Origin of the sequence: Amycolatopsis sp. NPDC049691 (genome assembly GCF_040675005.1) — a bacterium.
Lineage (GTDB): Bacteria > Actinomycetota > Actinomycetes > Mycobacteriales > Pseudonocardiaceae > Amycolatopsis.
Window position 1 is genome coordinate 1 of sequence record NZ_JBFANX010000020.1, and the last position, 18,906, is coordinate 18,906.

General features: G+C 68.5%; 12 protein-coding genes and 1 pseudogene. All 13 read left to right on the forward strand.

The window, feature by feature from the left end:
* A pseudogene (locus AB0J40_RS35290) lies at positions 1–477 on the forward strand (ABC transporter ATP-binding protein); the annotation flags it as partial.
* Between the two features lie 38 nt (positions 478–515).
* A complete protein-coding gene (locus AB0J40_RS35295) occupies positions 516–1,268 on the forward strand; it encodes an ABC transporter permease (protein ID WP_086675527.1) in 753 nt (250 codons plus the stop codon).
* A gap of 4 nt (positions 1,269–1,272) precedes the next feature.
* Positions 1,273–2,109: an ABC transporter permease gene (locus tag AB0J40_RS35300; RefSeq protein WP_354841406.1), complete on the forward strand. Its 837-nt coding sequence runs from the start codon at positions 1,273–1,275 to the stop codon at positions 2,107–2,109.
* Positions 2,106–3,431, forward strand: a complete 1,326-nt coding sequence (locus AB0J40_RS35305) for an MCE family protein (protein ID WP_364462102.1) — start codon at positions 2,106–2,108, stop codon at positions 3,429–3,431. The genes AB0J40_RS35300 and AB0J40_RS35305 overlap by 4 nt, the downstream gene beginning before the upstream one ends.
* Positions 3,428–4,456, forward strand: coding sequence for an MCE family protein (locus AB0J40_RS35310; protein WP_364462105.1), 1,029 nt, complete (start codon positions 3,428–3,430; stop codon positions 4,454–4,456). The genes AB0J40_RS35305 and AB0J40_RS35310 overlap by 4 nt, the downstream gene beginning before the upstream one ends.
* Positions 4,453–5,439 carry an MCE family protein gene (locus tag AB0J40_RS35315; RefSeq protein ID WP_364462108.1) on the forward strand — a complete coding sequence of 329 codons (987 nt, stop codon included), beginning with the start codon at positions 4,453–4,455 and terminating at the stop codon, positions 5,437–5,439. The genes AB0J40_RS35310 and AB0J40_RS35315 overlap by 4 nt, the downstream gene beginning before the upstream one ends.
* Positions 5,436–6,620 carry an MCE family protein gene (locus AB0J40_RS35320; RefSeq protein ID WP_364462111.1) on the forward strand — a complete coding sequence of 395 codons (1,185 nt, stop codon included), beginning with the start codon at positions 5,436–5,438 and terminating at the stop codon, positions 6,618–6,620. The genes AB0J40_RS35315 and AB0J40_RS35320 overlap by 4 nt, the downstream gene beginning before the upstream one ends.
* The gene (locus tag AB0J40_RS35325) at positions 6,617–7,795 is read left to right on the forward strand and encodes an MCE family protein (RefSeq protein WP_364462114.1); all 1,179 of its coding nucleotides are present in this window, start codon (positions 6,617–6,619) and stop codon (positions 7,793–7,795) included. Before AB0J40_RS35320 ends, AB0J40_RS35325 begins: the two co-directional genes overlap by 4 nt.
* Complete coding sequence (locus AB0J40_RS35330) at positions 7,795–9,060, forward strand: MlaD family protein (RefSeq protein ID WP_364462117.1); 1,266 nt, start codon at positions 7,795–7,797, stop codon at positions 9,058–9,060. Before AB0J40_RS35325 ends, AB0J40_RS35330 begins: the two co-directional genes overlap by 1 nt.
* Before the next feature lie 36 nt (positions 9,061–9,096).
* Entirely contained in the window at positions 9,097–9,669 is a 573-nt protein-coding gene (locus tag AB0J40_RS35335) for a hypothetical protein (protein ID WP_364462120.1), read from the forward strand.
* 86 nt (positions 9,670–9,755) lie between these two features.
* Positions 9,756–10,733: a hypothetical protein gene (locus tag AB0J40_RS35340; protein WP_364462554.1), complete on the forward strand. Its 978-nt coding sequence runs from the start codon at positions 9,756–9,758 to the stop codon at positions 10,731–10,733.
* Between the two features lie 658 nt (positions 10,734–11,391).
* Complete coding sequence (locus tag AB0J40_RS35345) at positions 11,392–14,895, forward strand: DNA-directed RNA polymerase subunit beta (RefSeq protein WP_364462123.1); 3,504 nt, start codon at positions 11,392–11,394, stop codon at positions 14,893–14,895.
* Positions 14,896–14,991: 96 nt separating this feature from the next.
* Positions 14,992–18,903, forward strand: a complete 3,912-nt coding sequence (locus AB0J40_RS35350) for a DNA-directed RNA polymerase subunit beta' (protein WP_364462126.1) — start codon at positions 14,992–14,994, stop codon at positions 18,901–18,903.
* Positions 18,904–18,906: the final 3 nt, after the last annotated feature.

Consider the following 18,906-nt stretch of genomic DNA (forward strand, 5'->3'; position numbering starts at 1 on the left):
AAGATGCAGGGCCCGATCGGCATGTCCGAGGAGAAGGACAGCGCCCAGATGGCGGCCGAGCAGGCGATGTTCGACGCCGGCCACCACGCGGGCGGCGTCGAGGACATCTCCGGCGTGCCGCCGCAGATGCAGCCGACGCCGGGCGTGCCGACCCGGATGGGTGCCGTCCGCCGCAAGGACCGGGTCATGGAGATCATGCACCGGCTGCCGGACGCCGCGCAGCAGAGCATCATCGCCTCGCTGAGCCCCGAGGAGCAGCGCCACTACGGCGTCAGCCCGCGGCGCGTCGCCCACGCCCAGCAGCAGCAACAGCAGCAGGTCCCGGCCGGCGCGCGCCCGCAGGGTGACGGCGTGCCGAACCAGCACCACGGCCAGCTGCCCGCCGATCAGGTCGCGCGCATCCCCGGCGGCCAGCCGCCGAGACCCGGCGCCCGGCGCATGCCACCGCCGCCGAACAACGGGCCAGGTGGCCGGTGAGCTCTCCCGCATCACAGGCGAAGATCCCCGGGATCGGCATGCTCCGCGAGACCGGGAACCTGTTCGCTCTCGGCCTGGACATCATCCGCGGCCTGTTCCAGCGCCCGTTCCAGCTGCGGGAGTTCATCCAGCAGTCGTGGTTCATCGCGAGCGTGACCATCCTGCCGACGGCCCTCGTGGCCATCCCGTTCGGCGCGGTCATCTCGCTGCAGTTCGGTTCGCTCGCCCGCCAGCTGGGCGCGCAGTCCTACACCGGCGCGGGCTCCGTGCTCGCCACCGTGCAGCAGGCCAGCCCGCTGGTCACCGCGCTGCTGGTGGCGGGCGCGGGCGGCTCCGCCGTCTGCGCCGACATCGGCGCCCGGACCATCCGCGAAGAGATCGCCGCGATGGAGGTGCTCGGCGTCTCCGCGGTCCAGCGGCTGATCGTGCCGCGCACCCTCGCGATGATGCTGGTCGCGCTCCTGCTCAACGGCATGGTCAGCGTCATCGGCGTGCTCGGCGGCTACTTCTTCAACGTCGTGCTGCAGGGCGGGACGCCGGGTGCGTACCTGGCGAGCTTCTCCGCCCTCGCGCAGCTGCCCGACCTCTGGGTCGGCGAGCTCAAGGCGCTGATCTTCGGGTTCATCGCCGCCGTCGTCGCGTCCTACCGGGGCCTGAACCCCTCCGGCGGCCCGAAGGGCGTCGGGGACGCGGTGAACCAGTCGGTGGTCATCACGTTCCTCATGCTCTTCGTCGTGAACTTCGTGATCACCCTGATCTACCTGCAGATCGTGCCCGGAAAGCTGGACTAGCGCCATGACGTTCCTCCAGGGCGCCAAGCGCGTCGCCAACCGTCCTCTGCAGACGCTGGACACCCTCGGTGACCAGATGTCGTTCTACGGCCGGGCGCTGCTGTGGACGCCGCGGACCATCCGCCGCTACACCAAAGAGGTGCTCCGGCTGCTGGCCGAGGTGAGCTTCGGCTCCGGCTCGCTGGCGGTCATCGGCGGCACGGTCGGCGTGATGGTCGGCCTGACGCTGTTCACCGGTGTCCTCGTCGGCCTCCAGGGCTACTCGGCGCTGAACTCGATCGGGACGTCGGCCTTCACCGGTTTCCTGACCGCGTTCTTCAACACCCGCGAGATCGCGCCGCTGGTCGCGGGCCTCGCCCTGAGCGCCACGGTCGGCGCCGGGTTCACCGCCCAGCTGGGCGCCATGCGGATCTCCGAGGAGATCGACGCGCTGGAAGTCATGGGCGTGCCGAGCCTGCCGTACCTGGTGACGACGCGGATCATCGCCGGGTTCGTCGCGGTCATCCCGCTCTACATCATCGGCCTGCTGAGCTCGTACCTCGCGTCACGGCTGGTCGTCATCTACATCTACAACCAGTCGGCCGGTACCTACGACCACTACTTCGACCTCTTCCTGCCACCGCAGGACGTGCTCTATTCGTTCATCAAGGTGCTGCTGTTCAGCGTCCTGATCATCCTGTCGCACTGCTACTTCGGTTACCGCGCGACCGGCGGCCCGGCCGGCGTCGGCGTCGCGGTCGGCAAGGCCGTGCGCCTGTCCATCGTCACGGTGTCGATCATGAACTTCTTCATCGGGTTCGCCATCTGGGGAACCGACGTCACGGTAAGGATCGCGGGATGAGGACGCTCCGACGCAGGCTGCTCGGCCTGCTGCTCATCGCCGTGATGGTCGGCGGGGTGGCGCTGTCCATCGCGCTCTACGACAAGGCGTTCACGCCGGTCGTCACGGTCAAGCTGCAGGCCGACAAGATCGGCAACCAGCTGATCAAGCAGTCCGACGTCAAGGTGCGCGGGCTGATCGTCGGGTCCGTCCAGGACATCGTCGCCACCGACCACGGTGCCGAGCTCACGCTCGCCCTCAAGCCGGAGTCGGCGAAGCTGATCCCGGAGAACGTCTCGGCGCGGTTCCTGCCCAAGACGCTCTTCGGCGAGCGGTTCGTCTCGCTGGAGATCCCGAAGGACCCGTCGGCGAAGACGCTGGCCAACGGCGACGTGATCCCGCAGGACCGCACGTCGAGCGCGGTCGAGCTGGAGCAGGCGTTCGCCCACCTGATGCCGGTCCTGCAGGCGGTGCAGCCGCAGAAGCTGTCGGCGACGCTCACCGCGATCTCGACGGCGCTGCAGGGCCGCGGCGACCAGCTCGGCGACACGCTGTCGCAGCTGGGCACCTACATCGGCGAGCTGAACCCGCACGAGCCGGAGCTGCAGCACAACCTCAAGGCGCTCGCGGAGTTCTCCGACCACCTCAAGGACGCCGCGCCGGACCTGGTGCAGAGCCTCGACAACCTGAGCACGACCACCCGGACCGTGGTCGACGAGCGGCAGAACCTGGCGAACCTCTACGGCAGCCTGACGACCGCGTCGCTGGACCTGCAGACGTTCCTGCAGAACAACAAGGAGAACATCATCTCCCTCGCCGACACCGCCCGGCCGACGGCCGAGCTGCTGGCGAAGTACGCACCGGAGTACCCCTGCGTGATCTCCCAGATGGCCGACAACGTGCCGCTGATCGACCAGGCGCTGGGCAAGGGCACCGACAAGCCCGGCCTGCACGCGACGATCGAGATCATCGTGCCGCGCGCGCCGTACGAAGCGGGCAAGGAGGAGCCGCGGTTCGAGGACAAGCGCGGCCCGCGGTGCTACGACATGAAGGACATCCCGAAGCCGTTCCCGTCCGAGCCGCCGGACGGCGCGTTCAAGGACGGCACGAAGCACCAGGCCGCCCCGAAGACCGTCGGCGAGGGCCTCAACCCGGCGAAGTTCAAAGCCGACGCGGCAGGCAACGGCGCGGGCGGCGGTGACCTGGCGTACTCGACGGCGGAGCAGGGCTTCCTCGCCGACCTGCTGGGCCCGCAGCTCGGCATGAACTCGGCGGACGTCCCCAGCTGGAGCGCGCTGCTCGTCGGCCCGCTGTACCGGGGCGCGGAGGTGACGGTCAAGTGAGGGGCCTGCTCGCGCCGCTGATCAAGCTCGGCATCTTCGTGGTCGTCACCGTGCTGTTCACGACGATCCTCGGGATCAGCATCGCCAACATCAACACCACCAGCACCAACGCCTACAAGGCGCGCTTCACCGACGCGACGCTGCTGCTGCCCAACGACGACGTCCGCATCGCCGGCGTCCGGGTCGGGCAGGTCAAGGACGTCAAGATCGTCGACAAGCGCCAGGCCGAGGTCGAGTTCGAGGTCGACGCCGGCCGGACGCTGCCCGCCGGGGTGACCGCGCAGATCAAGTTCCGCAACCTGGTCGGCCAGCGCTACGTCTCCCTCGGCGAGGGGGAGAACAGCGGCGGCAAGACCCTGCAGCCCGGCGGCACCATCCCGCTGGAGCGCACCACGCCCGCGCTGGACCTGACCGAGCTGTTCAACGGCTTCAAGCCGCTGTTCACCGCGCTCAACCCGGACGACGTCAACAAGCTGTCCTACGAGGTCATCCAGGTCCTGCAGGGCGAGGGCGGCACCGTGGAGAGCCTGCTGTCGCACACGGCCTCGCTGGCCACCACGATCGCGAACAAGGACCAGGTGATCGGCGAAGTCATCGACAACCTCAACTCGGTGCTCGACACGGTCAACGCGCACACGCCGCAGCTCAACGACCTGATCGTCAAGCTGCAGCAGCTGACCTCCGGCCTCGCCGCCGACCGCAAGCCGATCGGCGACGCCATCGAGAGCCTCGGCAACCTGGCCGAAACGACGTCCGGCCTGCTGGGCGACGTCCGGGAGCCGCTGAAGAACGACATCAGCGCCCTCGGGACCCTCACGGACCAGCTCAACAAGAACGAGCCGGAGCTGGAGCACTTCATCCAGTTCCTGCCGACCAAGGTGAGCACGCTGACCCGCACCGCGGACTACGGCTCCTGGTTCAACTTCTACGCCTGCGAGTTCACCGGGACGGTCAGCTTGCCGCCATTGATCCCCGCGACGGACCTGCCCCTCCTGCCCGCCAACCGGGAGAGGTGCAAGGGATGAAGTCCTTCCAGAAGCGCAACCCCGTCCCGATCGCGCTGGTCGGCATCGCCGTCCTCGCGCTCGGCTTCATCGCCGCGCTGAACTCCGACGACCTGCCGGTGATCGGCGGCGGCACCACCTACTCCGCCGAGTTCAGCGAGGCCTCCGGGCTGCAGAAGGACAACGACGTCCGGATCGCCGGGGTCAAGGTCGGCAAGGTCAGCGACATCGAGCTCGACGGCGCGTCGGTCAAGGTGTCGTTCAAGGTCAAGGACGCCTGGCTGGGCGATCGGACCAGCGCCGCGATCAAGATCAAGACACTGCTCGGCCAGAAGTACCTGTCGCTGGACCCGCAGGGCGAGGGCTCGCTGAACCCGGGCACCGCGATCCCGCGCGACCGCACGATGGCCCCCTACGACGTGCTCGACGCGTTCCGCGGCCTCTCGCAGACGGTCGACAACATCGACACCAAGCAGCTGGCGCAGAGCTTCGACACGATCTCGCAGACCTTCGCCAACACGCCGCAGGACGTGAAGGGCGCGCTGTCCGGGCTCTCGAAGCTTTCGGACACGATCGCCTCGCGCGACGAACAGCTCTCCAACCTGCTGGCCAACACCCGCGAGGTGTCGCAGACCCTGGTCGACCGCGACGCCGAGGTGCAGAAGCTGCTCACTGACGGCAACAAGCTGCTCGACGAGCTGTCCAAGCGCGAAGACGCGATCACGTCGCTGCTCAACGGCTCCCGCGAGCTGGCGACGCAGTTGCAGGGCCTGATCGACGACAACGGCAAGCAGCTCGACCCGGTGCTCACGTCGCTGGACCAGCTGACCTCGATGCTGCAGCGCAACCAGGACTCCCTGGCCGAGGGCATCAAGAAGTTCGCGCCGTTCATCCGCGTCTTCACCAACACCATCGGCAACGGGCGCTGGTTCGACAACTACATCTGCGGCCTGCTGCTGCCGTCGATGGGTCCGCTCAACGAAGAGGGGTGCTACACGAAATGAGTGACACCCGCTTCGGCCAGGCCCTGACCAGGGGCTTCACCATCGCGATCGTCCTCGCGCTCGTCGTCGCCGGCGGGATCTGGTGGACCCTCAAGGACGCCGGCCGCAACCACCTGACCGCGTACTTCGCCGGCGCCGTCGGCCTGTACGAGGGCAACAGCGTGCGGATGCTCGGCGTCGACATGGGCACGGTCACCAAGATCACGCCGATGGGCAACCAGGTGAAGGTCGACTTCGAGTACGACCGCTCGGTCGCCGTCCCGGCCGACGCCAAGGCGCTCATCGTGGCGCCGTCGCTGGTGTCCGACCGGTACGTCCAGCTGGCCCCGGCCTACACCGGCGGCCCGCGGATCTCCGACGGCGCGGTCATCGGCCTCGACCGCACCGAGGTGCCCCTCGAGGTCGACCAGCTGGCCGCCAGCCTGGCCCGGGTCAGCGAGACCCTCGGCCCGAACGGCGCCAACAAGGAAGGGTCGCTGTCGAACCTGCTGAACACCGCGGCGGCCAACGTCGACGGCAACGGCCAGGCGCTGCACGACACGATCACCAAGCTCGGCCAGGCGGCCGGGACGCTGGCCGGCAACAAGGACGACCTGTTCTCCACCGTGGAGAACCTCGGGAAGTTCTCGCAGACGCTGGCCGACTCCGACAAGCAGGTCCGCAGCTTCGAGAGCCAGCTCGCCGACGTCAGCGGCTACCTGGCGTCCGAAAAGGACAACCTGGCCGCGACCGTGCAGCAGCTGGGCACCACGCTCACCTCGGTGCAGGCGTTCATCGACGCCAACCACGACCGGCTCAAGTCCAATGTGGACAAGCTGGCCGGGATCACCAAGGTGCTCGTCGACCAGCGCAGCTCGCTCGCCGAGATCCTGGACGTCGCGCCGGTCGGCCTGAGCAACCTGGTCAACACCTACAACGGCTCGTCCGGCACGCTCGACGCCCGGCCGAACCTCAACGAGCTGACCCAGCCGCCGCTGGTGATGATCTGCCGGCTGCTCAAGCAGGTCGGCACCAACAACATCCCCGACGTGCTCGGCAACGCCTGCGAGAGCATCGCCGGCGTGGTCGACAAGGCGATCCCGCTGCCGTCCGTGGCGCAGACCGTGCAGGCCCTGCAGTCCGGTCAGCTGCCGCCGCTGCCGCTGCCCATCGCCGGGCAGCTCTACGGAGGTGGCCAGTGAAGAAGCTACTGACCGCGTGCGCGCTCGCCACGGCGTCCGCGCTGGTGCTGTCCGGTTGCGCCTTCAAGGGCATCTACGACCTGCCGCTGCCCGGCGGCGCCGACCTCGGCGACCACCCGTACACGGTGAACGTCGAGTTCCGGGACGTGCTCGACCTGACCCCGCAAGCCGGGGTGAAGGTCGACGAGGTGCCGGTCGGCCGGGTCGAGAACGTCGGCCTCACCAAGGACGGCTGGCACGCGCTGGTCACGCTCAAGGTCAACGGCGACATCAAGCTGCCGGCCAACGCGATCGCCAACGTCAAGCAGTCCAGCCTGCTCGGCGAGAAGTACGTCGAGCTGGCCTCGCCCGGCGACGACCAGGCCCAGGGCAAGCTCGCCGACAACGCGACCATCCCGCTGGCCAGGACCAACCGCAGCGTCGAGGTCGAAGAGCTGCTCGGCGCGCTGTCGCTGCTGCTCAACGGCGGTGGCGTCGACCAGCTCAACACCATCACCAAGGAGCTCAACAACGCCACGTCGGGCCGCGAGCCGGACATCAAGGCGCTGCTGGACAACGCGAACCAGCTCGTCACGAATCTCGACCAGCAGTCGCGCAACATTACGCGGGCCATCGACGGGCTGAACCGGCTGTCCTCGACCCTGAACGACCAGAAGGACAAGCTGGTCGGCGCGGTCGACAACCTCGGGCCCGGCCTCGGCGTGCTGGAGCAGCAGCGCGGCCAGCTGGTCACGATGCTGCAGGCGCTGGACCACCTGTCCGGCGTCGCCACCGACACCGTGAACCGGTCGCAGAAGGACCTCGTCGCCGACCTCAAGGCGCTGACGCCCACGCTGCAGAAGCTCGGCGAGGCGGGCAACGACCTGCCCAAGGCCCTGCAGATCCTGCTGACGTTCCCGTTCAGCGACCAGGCCGTCAACGACGTCAAGGGCGACTACTTCAACCTGTTCGCGAAGGTGGACCTGAACCTGAAGACCGTCGTCGAGAACCTGGGCAACAGCCGCCAGAACGCCCTGTCCGGAGTGCTCCCGCTGAAGGGCCTCACGGGCGGGACCGAGGGGGCCTCGGGCAACCCGCCGCTGCCGATCCCGGGGGAGAGCGGGTCCGCGCAGTCCGGGCAGGCGCAGCCGGGCCTCGGCAACCTCTTCGGGCTGCTCTCGGGAGGTGCTGGCTGATGCTGATCCGCCGGACGAAGATCCAGCTGATCGCCTTCGCGGTCATTTCGATCGTCGCGATCGTGTACGCGCTGATCCGGTTCGCCGGGCTCGGCAGCGTGTTCGGCAACGACGGCTACACGGTGAAGCTGCAGCTCAACGAGTCGGGCGGCATCTTCACCAACGCCGAAGTCACCTACCGCGGCTACAACATCGGCCGGGTCGGCGAGATGCGGCTGACCCCGACCGGGCTCGAAGCCGACCTGAACATCGACCCGTCGGCGCCGCAGGTGCCCGCCGACCTCGACGCCGTCGTCGCCAACCGCTCGGCGGTCGGCGAGCAGTACGTCGACCTCAAGCCGAAGGCCGACAAGGGCCCGTACCTCGCGGCCGGCTCGGTCATCCCGGCGTCGAAGACGACCACCCCGGTCAGCACCGACCGGCTGATCGGCGACCTCGACTCGCTGGCGGCGTCGGTCCCGGTCGACTCGCTGCGCACGGTCGTCGACGAGTCCTACGACGCCTTCCGCGGCACCGGCGGCGACCTGCAGAAGCTGCTGGACACCGCGCGCAGCTTCACCGCGACCGCGCAGGAGTACCTGCCGCAGACGATCCAGCTGCTCGACCAGGGCGGCAAGGTCCTGGACACGCAGAACGACGAGGCGGCGAACTTCGCGTCGTTCAGCAAGAGCCTCAACGAGCTGACCGGCACCCTGAAGAACTCCGACGGCGACCTGCGCAAGCTCATCGGCATCACGCCGCAGGTGGCGACGCAGATCAGCCAGGTGCTGCGGGAGTCCGGCCCCGGCCTGGGCGCGCTGACGGCGAACCTGCTGACCACGGCCAACCTGACCGTGACCCGGCTCGACGGCATCGAGCAGGGCCTGGTCACCTACCCGGCGCTGGCCGGCGCGGCGAGCAGCGTGGCGCCCGGCGACGGCACCGCGCACCTCGGCCTGGTGCTCAACCTGTTCAACCCGCCGTCCTGCACCAAGGGGTACCTGCCGTACTCGCAGTACCGGACGGGCAACGACCTCTCGGCGAAGCCGGCGAAGGACGACGCGTACTGTGCCGAGCCGAAGGGCAGCCCGATCAACGTCCGCGGCGCGCAGAACGCGCCGTACGGCGGAGTGCCGGTCGCCCCGTCCGACGCCGACGTCGCGGCCAACGCGAACCGGCCGGCGGAGGAGCTGGCGGACGAGCGGAACACCCGGGGCGTCCCGGGCATCGTCGGCAGCCCGGGCGTCAGCCTGAACAGCCTGGGTTCGCTGCTCGGGCTCGCCTGACGTGGATTTGATGACCGTTACCTACCCTGGAGTGCTATGAGTTCGGACGAGCCGGCCGCCGTGGCGGTGGACGAGGAGCCCACCGGTGCTCCGGAGCCGTCCTCGCGGATCCTGGTGCTCGGCGCCGCGGCGCTGGCGCTGGCCGCGCTGATCGCGGCGGCGATCTTCGGCGTCCAGTGGTGGGTGGCCGCGAACGACGACAACGCCGACCTGGCGGCGTCGCGCGAGGCCGTGGTCAAGGCGGGCACCAACGCGCTGAAGGCCTACACCGAGGTCGACTACCAGGACCTCGACGGGTTCTTCGCGCGGCAGAAGTCGGTGTCGGACGACAAGATGTCGCAGCAGATCGACCAGTCGGCGCCGACGTTCCGCAAGGCGCTCGCCGACGCCAAGACGAAGGTCGTCACCGACGTCCAGGACATCGCCGTCGAGGAGCTGGACGACCACGAAGGCAAGGCCAGCTTCCTCGCCGCCATCGCCACGACCGTCACCCAGGGCGACAAGAGCAGCGCGAAGCCGCTGCGCCTCGAGGTGTCGATGACCCGCGTCGGCGACGAGTGGAAGCTGTCCGGCATCGACAGCGTCCCGCTCGTCGCGGCCGGCCAGTAGCGTCACCTCAGAAGGAGCTCGTAGTGCCCCCCTCCCGCCGCCAGCCGCCTCGCAGCAGCAGCACCCCGCCGTCGCGCCGGCCGCGCGTGGCCGGTCTGCGCAAGCCGTCGGCGGACGAGTCCGCCGCCGAGCGGACCGGCCAGCTCCCCGCGGTCCCGGCCAAGCCGCGGCCGCGCCCGGCACCACGGCCGGCGCCGCGGCCGGCCGCCAAGCCCGCCGAGCAGCCGTTCGAGGCCGACAGCGGACAGCTCGACACGGCGCCGTCGGCCGAGGACACGCAGGTCTTCGCCGCGGTCGGCACCGAGGAGGAGCCGCAGGCCGACGCTCTCGCCGATGAGCCGGAAGCCCCGGCGAAGCCGGCTCCGCGGCGGAAGAAGCGGGACACCGGGATCGCGAAGCCGACGGACGAGTCCGACGTCCCGGTGGCTTCGGAGGCCTCGGCGGCTTCGGCGGCTTCGGAAGGGGAGCCGGCCCGGCCGAAGGTGCAGCGGCCGTACGTGGTCGCGGGCGCGCTGGTGCTGGTGGCGCTGATCCTGGGCGGGCTGGCGTACTGGTTCAAGTCCGAGGAGGTCAAGGTCTCCTCGGCGACGAGCAACACGGCGCTGCTCGACGTCGCCAGGACGGCCCAGGTCAAGGACGCGGTGTCCAAGGCGGCCGAGGCGCTGTTCTCGTACGACTTCAACAACATCAAGAAGACCGAGGACGCGGCGAACGACCTGCTCGCCAACGACGACGTCAAGAACAAGTACAACTCGCTGATGGGCGAGGTGAAGCGGCTGGCGCCGGCCCAGAAGATGATCGTGACGTGCAAGGTGACGCGCGCGGCGGTGATCATGCTCAACGGCGACCTGGCGAAGGTGATGGTCTTCGTCGACCAGACCTCGACCAGGACGGACACGAAGAAGACGACGGCGGGCACCGCCCAGCTCCACTTGAACGCCCAGCTCCAGGGGGACAAGTGGAAGATCACGGACATGGACACGTACAACGCGCCCAAGGTCCCGGCGGCCACGCAGGCCCCGGCGTCGTCCTCGGCGCCGGCGTCCCCCTCGCCGACCAAGTAGCTCCCCGCGACGGCCCGCGGCCCCGGATGGGTCGCGGGCCGTTTTCGCGCCCGCAGCCGCCCCCACAGCCGCCGTCACAACCGCGGGGCACGTGTGACGCCTGAGGCGGCCGGCGCCCCCGGAAAACGGCCCTCGGGCCGATCACCCGGAACCGCCGCGACACGCCGCCGGCGGCGGAACCGGTCCCGTCCGAAGTGGCCTGGAACACACGTCGGCCGCACCTCGGAACGCGGGAAACCCCCAGGTCCAACCCCTATTACTGGCGCTACCGGCCGGTAGCTGGAAGACTATTCGGCCGCTCACGCTCCGCTGACCTTCTTCAACGCTGCGCCAACCGGCGGGACCCCCGTGTGGCATCTTGACTCTCGGGCCCGGTGGGTTCACGCTTACTCCCGACGGCGAAACCGGCGGCCCTTGCGGGAGGGACAACCGGCTCGCCTGGAGGCATACCTGAAGACGTCGCGAGGCAGGCTGGGCCCCATCGGGAGCGCCCCCTGGACAGACCGCGCCGTTCGGGCTAGACTGCCTCTTTGCGCTGCCCTCTTTCAGGCTGCCCGGAGCCGGTAGTTAGGATAGTGGGCACACGGCACCCTTGACAGTCACTCATAGCTGTTGCTATGGCGGCTGCCACCGCTCATTGTCCCCGGAAGGACGCATCTTGGCAGTCTCTCCCGCGAACCAGGCCACTGCTGCGACCACCTCGGCTGAATCTCGCTCGGAGTCCACGGGAATCCCCGGCGCGCCCAAGCGGGTTTCCTTCGCAAAGATTCGCGAACCCCTCAGCACCCCCAACCTGCTCGACGTCCAGATCCAGTCGTTCCAGTGGTTCACCGGGGACGAAGCGTGGTTCGAACGCCGTGTCGAAGAAGGTGAAGAAAACCCGGTCGGCGGCCTCGAAGAGGTCCTGAACGAGATCTCCCCGATCGAGGACTTCTCCGGTTCGATGTCCCTGTCCTTCTCCGCTCCGCGCTTCGACGAGGTCAAGGCCTCGATCGAGGAGTGCAAGGACAAGGACATGACCTACGCCGCCCCGCTGTTCGTGACGGCCGAGTTCGTCAACAACAACACGGGCGAGATCAAGAGCCAGACGGTCTTCCTCGGCGACTTCCCGGTGATGACCGACAAGGGCACGTTCATCATCAACGGCACCGAGCGTGTCGTCGTGTCCCAGCTGGTCCGCTCGCCGGGCGTCTACTACTCGAAGGACGTCGACAAGACGACCGACAAGGACGTCTTCAGCGTCCGCGTGATCCCGAGCCGGGGTGCCTGGCTCGAGTTCGACGTCGACAAGCGCGACACCGTCGGCGTCCGCATCGACCGCAAGCGCCGCCAGCCGGTCACCGTGCTGCTGAAGGCGCTGGGCTGGACCACCGAGGCGATCCGCGAGCGCTTCTCCTTCTCGGAGACGCTGCTGGCCACCCTCGAGAAGGACCACACCGCCGGCACCGACGAGGCGCTGCTCGACATCTACCGCAAGCTGCGCCCGGGCGAGCCGCCCACGAAGGAGAGCGCGCAGACGCTGCTGGAGAACCTGTTCTTCAAGCCGAAGCGCTACGACCTGGCCAAGGTCGGCCGCTACAAGGTCAACAAGAAGCTGGGCCTCGAGACGCCGTACGACACCGGGACGCTGACCGAAGAGGACATCGTCACCACCATCGAGTACCTGGTCCGGCTGCACGCCGGCGAGGACAAGATGACCGCGGCGAACGGCACCGAGATCCCGGTCGAGACCGACGACATCGACCACTTCGGCAACCGGCGCCTGCGCACGGTCGGCGAGCTGATCCAGAACCAGATCCGGGTCGGCCTCTCCCGCACCGAGCGCGTCGTGCGCGAGCGCATGACCACGCAGGACGTCGAGGCGATCACGCCGCAGACCCTGATCAACATCCGCCCGATCGGCGCGGCGATCAAGGAGTTCTTCGGCACCTCGCAGCTGTCGCAGTTCATGGACCAGAACAACCCGCTGTCGGGCCTGACGCACAAGCGTCGTCTGTCGGCCCTCGGCCCGGGTGGTCTGTCCCGTGAGCGCGCCGGCATGGAGGTCCGGGACGTCCACCCGTCGCACTACGGCCGGATGTGCCCGATCGAGACGCCGGAAGGCCCGAACATCGGCCTGATCGGCTCGCTCTGCTCCTACGCGCGGGTCAACCCGTTCGGCTTCATCGAGACGCCGTACCGCAAGGTCGTCGAGGGCCGGGTCACCGACCAGGTCGACTACCTGACCGCGGACGAAGAGGACCGGTACGTCAAGGCGCAGGCCAACGCGCCGATCTCCGACGACGGCACCTTCCTCGAAGACCGCGTCATGGCCCGCCGCAAGGGTGGCGAGGTCGAGCTGATCGACCCGCTCGACATCGACTACATGGACGTCTCGCCGCGGCAGATGGTCTCGGTCGCGACGGCGATGATCCCGTTCCTCGAGCACGACGACGCCAACCGCGCCCTGATGGGTGCGAACATGCAGCGCCAGGCCGTGCCGCTGCTGCGCAACCAGGCCCCGTACGTGGGCACGGGTGTGGAGCTGCGCGCCGCGGTCGACGCCGGTGACGTGCTCGTCGCCGAGCAGGCCGGCATCGTCGAGGAGCTCTCGGCGGACCTGATCACGATCATGCACGACGACGGCACGCGGAAGAGCTACGGGCTGTACAAGTTCCGCCGCTCGAACCACGGCACCTGCTTCAACCACCGCCCGATCGTCAACGAGGGCGACCGGGTCGAGCAGGGCCAGGTCATCGCCGACGGCCCGTCCACCGAGAACGGTGAGATGGCGCTCGGCAAGAACCTGCTCGTCGCGGTCATGCCGTGGGAGGGCCACAACTACGAGGACGCGATCATCCTCTCCGAGCGCCTGGTGCAGGACGACGTGCTGACGTCGATCCACATCGAGGAGCACGAGATCGACGCCCGCGACACCAAGCTGGGCGCCGAGGAGATCACCCGGGACATCCCGAACGTCTCCGAAGAGGTCCTGGCCGACCTCGACGAGCGGGGCATCATCCGCATCGGTGCCGAGGTCCGCGACGGCGACATCCTGGTCGGCAAGGTCACGCCGAAGGGCGAGACGGAGCTGACCCCGGAGGAGCGCCTGCTCCGCGCGATCTTCGGCGAGAAGGCCCGCGAAGTCCGCGACACCTCGCTGAAGGTGCCGCACGGCGAGACCGGCAAGGTCATCGGCATCCGCGTGTTCTCGCGCGAGGACGACGACGAGCTGCCCCCGGGCGTCAACGAGCTGGTCCGCGTCTACGTGGCCCAGAAGCGCAAGATCCAGCCGGGCGACAAGCTCGCCGGCCGGCACGGGAACAAGGGTGTCATCGGCAAGATCCTGCCGGTCGAGGACATGCCGTTCATGGAGGACGGCACGCCCGTCGACATCATCCTGAACACCCACGGTGTGCCGCGCCGGATGAACATCGGCCAGATCCTCGAGCTGCACCTGGGCTGGCTGGCGTCGCAGGGCTGGACGATCGAAGGCAACCCGGACTGGGCGAAGAACCTGTCGCCGGAGCTCTACGACGTCGCGCCGGGCACGAACACCGCGACCCCGGTGTTCGACGGCGCGAAGGAAGAGGAGCTCACCGGGCTGCTCGGGGCGACCAAGCCGAACCGCGACGGCGAGCGCATGGTCAAGGAGAACGGCAAGGCCACGCTGTTCGACGGCCGCTCCGGCGAGCCGTACCCGTACCCGGTGTCGGTCGGCTACATGTACATCCTGAAGCTGCACCACCTGGTCGACGACAAGATCCACGCCCGCTCCACCGGTCCGTACTCGATGATCACGCAGCAGCCGCTGGGTGGTAAGGCGCAGTTCGGTGGCCAGCGCTTCGGTGAGATGGAGTGCTGGGCGATGCAGGCGTACGGCGCCGCCTACACGCTGCAGGAGCTGCTGACGATCAAGTCGGACGACGTGGTCGGCCGCGTCAAGGTGTACGAGGCCATCGTCAAGGGGGAGAACATCCCCGAGCCGGGCATCCCGGAGTCGTTCAAGGTGCTCCTCAAGGAGCTCCAGTCGCTGTGCCTCAACGTCGAGGTCCTCTCCAGCGACGGCGCGGCGATCGAGATGCGCGACTCCGACGACGAGGACCTCGAGCGCGCCGCGGCCAACCTCGGCATCAACCTGTCCCGCAACGAGTCGCCCTCGGTGGACGACGTCGTGCACTGATCGCGAGCTGAGCCGGGGCCTGCCTCCCGAATTGGACACAGGCCCCGGCTCGCCCGCCAACCCCTCTAGCCGAAACAACCCCAAGGGGATCTAGACGTGCTGGACGTCAACTTCTTCGATGAGCTCCGCATTGGTCTCGCCACGGCCGACGACATCCGTCAGTGGTCGTACGGCGAGGTCAAGAAGCCGGAGACCATCAACTACCGGACGCTCAAGCCCGAGAAGGACGGCCTCTTCTGCGAGAAGATCTTCGGCCCGACCCGGGACTGGGAGTGCTACTGCGGCAAGTACAAGCGCGTCCGCTTCAAGGGCATCATCTGTGAGCGCTGCGGCGTCGAGGTGACCCGCGCCAAGGTGCGCCGCGAGCGGATGGGCCACATCGAGCTGGCCGCGCCCGTCACCCACATCTGGTACTTCAAGGGTGTTCCGTCCCGCCTGGGCTACCTGCTGGACCTGGCGCCGAAGGACCTCGAGAAGATCATCTACTTCGCTGCTTACGTCATCACCGGCGTGAACACGGAGCTGCGCCACAACGACCTGCCGACCCTCGAGAACGAGATCGGCGTCGAGCGCAAGAACCTCGAGACCAAGCGTGACGCGGACATCGAGGCCCGCGCGCAGAAGCTGGAAGCCGACCTGGCCGAGCTGGAGGCGGAGGGCGCCAAGTCCGACGTCCGCCGCAAGGTCAAGGAGGGCGGCGAGCGTGAGATGCGCCAGATCCGCGACCGCGCCGGCCGCGAGCTGGACCGTCTCGAGGAGGTCTGGACGACCTTCACGAAGCTCGACACCCGCCAGCTGATCGCCGACGAGCTGCTCTACCGCGAGCTCGTCGACCGCTACGGCGAGTACTTCACCGGTGGCATGGGCGCGGAGGCCATCCAGAAGCTGGCCACCGAGTTCGACGTCGCCGCGGAGGCCGAGAGCCTGCGCGACACCATCCGCAACGGCAAGGGGCAGAAGAAGCTCCGCGCGCTGAAGCGGCTCAAGGTCGTCGCGGCCTTCCAGGCCACCGGCAACGACCCGCGCGGCATGGTGCTCGACGCCGTCCCGGTCATCCCGCCGGACCTGCGTCCGATGGTGCAGCTGGACGGTGGCCGCTTCGCGACCTCCGACCTGAACGACCTGTACCGCCGGGTGATCAACCGGAACAACCGCCTCAAGCGGCTGATCGACCTCGGCGCGCCCGAGATCATCGTCAACAACGAGAAGCGGATGCTGCAGGAGGCCGTCGACGCGCTGTTCGACAACGGCCGCCGCGGGCGTCCGGTCACCGGCCCGGGCAACCGGCCGCTGAAGTCGCTGTCCGACCTGCTCAAGGGCAAGCAGGGCCGGTTCCGCCAGAACCTGCTCGGCAAGCGCGTCGACTACTCGGGCCGTTCGGTCATCATCGTCGGCCCGCAGCTGAAGCTGCACCAGTGCGGTCTGCCGAAGGACATGGCGCTCGAGCTGTTCAAGCCGTTCGTCATGAAGCGGCTGGTCGACCTGAACCACGCGCAGAACATCAAGTCCGCCAAGCGGATGGTGGAGCGCTCGCGGCCGCAGGTGTGGGACGTGCTGGAAGAGGTCATCACCGGCCACCCGGTGATGCTGAACCGCGCGCCGACGCTGCACCGCCTCGGCATCCAGGCCTTCGAGCCGCAGCTGGTCGAGGGCAAGGCCATCCAGCTGCACCCGCTGGTCTGCGAGGCGTTCAACGCGGACTTCGACGGTGACCAGATGGCGGTGCACCTGCCGCTGTCGGCGGAGGCGCAGGCCGAGGCCCGGATCCTGATGCTGTCGGCGAACAACATCCTGTCGCCGGCGTCGGGCCGTCCGCTCGCCATGCCGCGGCTGGACATGGTGACGGGCCTGTTCCACCTGACCCGCCTCACCGAGGACGCCGAGGGCGCGGGCAACGCGTACTCGTCGCCGGCCGAGGCCATCATGGCCTTCGACCGCAAGGCGCTGAGCCTGCACGCCCCGGTCAAGATCCGCATCACCGACCGTCAGCCGGCGAAGGCCGACGAGCCGGCGCTCGCGGAAAAGGGCTGGGAGCCGGGCAAGCCGTGGCTGGCCGAGACGACCCTGGGCCGCGTGCTGTTCAACGAGCTGCTGCCGGCGGACTACCCGTTCATCAACGAGCCGATGCCGAAGAAGCGGCAGGCCGCGATCGTGAACGACCTCGCCGAGCGGTACTCGATGACCCAGGTCGCGCAGACCCTGGACCGCCTGAAGGACGCCGGGTTCTACTGGGCGACCCGCTCGGGCGTCACCGTCGCCATCTCGGACGTGCTCACCCCGGTGGGCAAGGCCGCCATCCTCGACGAGTACGAGGGCAAGGCCTCCCAGGTGGAGAAGCGCTACCAGCGTGGTCAGCTGTCGCACACCGAGCGCAACAACGAGCTCGTCAAGGTGTGGACGCAGGCCACCGAAGAGGTCCACAAGATCATGGAGACGGCGCTGCCGGACGACAACCCGATCGCCATGATCGTGAAGTCGGGCGCCGCCGGTAACATGACGCAGGTCCGGTCGCTGGCCGGCATGCGTGGCCTGGTGTCGAACCCGAAGGGTGAGTACATCCCGCGTCCGATCAAGGCCAACTTCCGTGAGGGCCTGTCGGTGGCGGAGTACTTCATCGCGACGCACGGTGCCCGGAAGGGCCTGGCGGACACGGCGCTCCGCACCGCCGACTCGGGTTACCTGACCCGGCGTCTGGTGGACGTCTCGCAGGACGTCATCGTCCGCGAGATCGACTGCGGCACCACCCGCGGCATCATGATGCCGATCGGTGAGGACATCGGCGACGGCAAGGTCCTGCGCGACCAGCACGTCGAGACCTCGGTGTACGCGCGGAACCTCGCGACGGACGCGGTGGACGCCAAGGGCAACGTCGTGCTGAACGCGGGCGACGACATCGGCGACCCGGCCATCGACAAGCTGCTCTCCAGCGGCATCTCGAAGGTCAAGGTCCGCTCGGTGCTGACCTGCGAGTCGGCCGTCGGCATCTGCGCGACCTGCTACGGCCGCTCGATGGCGACCGGTCAGCTCGTCGACGTCGGCGAGGCCGTGGGTATCGTCGCGGCCCAGTCGATCGGTGAGCCGGGTACGCAGCTGACTATGCGTACGTTCCACCAGGGTGGTGTCGCCGGTGACGACATCACGACCGGTCTGCCCCGTGTCCAGGAGCTCTTCGAGGCTCGGGTGCCGAAGGGCAAGGCGCCGATCGCCGATGTCGATGGCCGCGTGCGCATCGAGGAGAGCGAGCGGTTCTGGAAGATCACGCTGATCCCGGACGACGGCGGCGAAGAGATCGTCTTCGACAAGCTGTCCAAGCGTCAGCGGCTCGCGAACACCCCGAACGGCCCGCTGGGCGACGGCGACCACGTCCACGTCGGCCAGCAGCTGCTCGAAGGCACGCCGGACCCGCACGAGGTCCTGCGGGTCATGGGGCCGCGCGAGGCGCAGATGCACCTGACGGACGAGGTCCAGAAGGTGTACCGGGCGCAGGGTGTGTCGATCCACGACAAGCACATCGAGGTCATCGTCCGGCAGATGCTGCGCCGGGTGACGATCATCGACTCCGGGTCCACGGACTTCCTGCCGGGCGAGCTGCCCGAGCGGACCAAGTTCGAGGCGACGAACCGGGCCGCGGTCGCCGAGGGCGGCGAGCCGGCTTCGGGCCGTCCAGTGCTGATGGGTATCACGAAGGCGTCGCTGACCACGGACTCGTGGCTGTCGGCGGCGTCGTTCCAGGAGACCACGCGAGTCCTGACCGACGCGGCGATCAACGGCCGCTCGGACAAGCTCGTGGGCCTCAAGGAGAACGTGATCATCGGTAAGCTGATCCCGGCCGGTACGGGCATCAACAAGTACCGCAACATCCAGGTGCAGCCGACGGAAGAGGCCCGGGTCGCGGCGTACGCGATCCCGTCCTACGACGACGGCTACTACACCCCGGACGTGTTCGGTACGGGCACCGGTGCCGCGGTCCCGCTGGACGACTACGACTTCGGCCGCGACTTCCGCTGAAGC